1 protein-coding gene is annotated in these 699 nt (G+C 70.8%); it reads right to left on the bottom strand.

Translation table 11 applies throughout. The annotated features are described in order from the left end of the window. Positions 1-699: OB-fold nucleic acid binding domain-containing protein (locus BI06_RS54205; RefSeq protein ID WP_233290470.1), on the bottom strand; the 699-nt coding region annotated here is incomplete at both ends.

Raw genomic sequence — 699 nt, 5'->3', positions numbered from 1 at the left:
GTGGTGAGCAGGCGGACGGGGACGTCGCCGGGGTGGGCCTGGAGGGCGAGCTTGAGCTCGGCGACGACCCCGGGGGTGACCCGGGCGGCCGGGACGGTGATCTGGACCGGGGGCTTGGTGCCGAGTTCGGCGGAGGAGACGTCGAGGGTGGTGAGCTCCTGCCCGAAGATGCTCAGCGAGCCGTCGCGCTCGTTGAGGCGGCCCCGGACCGAGACGACGTTGTCCTCGACCATCTGCTCGGCCATCAGGTTGTAGGTGGCGGGGAAGAAGAGCACCTCGACCGAGCCGTCGCGGTCGGCGACGGTGATGATCGCCCAGGCGTTGCCGGCCTTGTTGATCCGGCGGTCCACGGCCGTGATGAGGCCGGAGAGGCGGACCTCGCCCTCGGTGCGGCCCGAGCCGAGCAGGTCGGCGATCGAGGTGTCGCGGTTCTGGGAGAGGATGTGCTCGGCGCCGTCGAGCGGGTGGCTGGAGACGTAGAGACCGAGCATCTCCCGCTCCAGGGAGAGCAGTTGGCGGCGAGGCCATTCGCGGTCGGTCAGCTGGAAGTCCAGCCCGATCCCGCCGCCCTCCTCGGCGTCGAGCGCGCCGAAGAGGTCGTCCTGGCCGATCGCCTGCTGCTTCTTCAGCCCGGTGACGGCGTCGATCGCGCTCTCGTGCACGGTGCTGAGCGAGAGCCTGGTGTGCCCGAGCGAGTCG

Origin of the sequence: Kitasatospora sp. MBT66 (assembly GCF_000710405.2) — a bacterium.
Classification (GTDB): domain Bacteria; phylum Actinomycetota; class Actinomycetes; order Streptomycetales; family Streptomycetaceae; genus Kitasatospora; species Kitasatospora purpeofusca.
The sequence above is the reverse complement of the archived record's forward strand: the minus strand, read 5'-3'. Positions and strand labels throughout refer to the sequence as shown.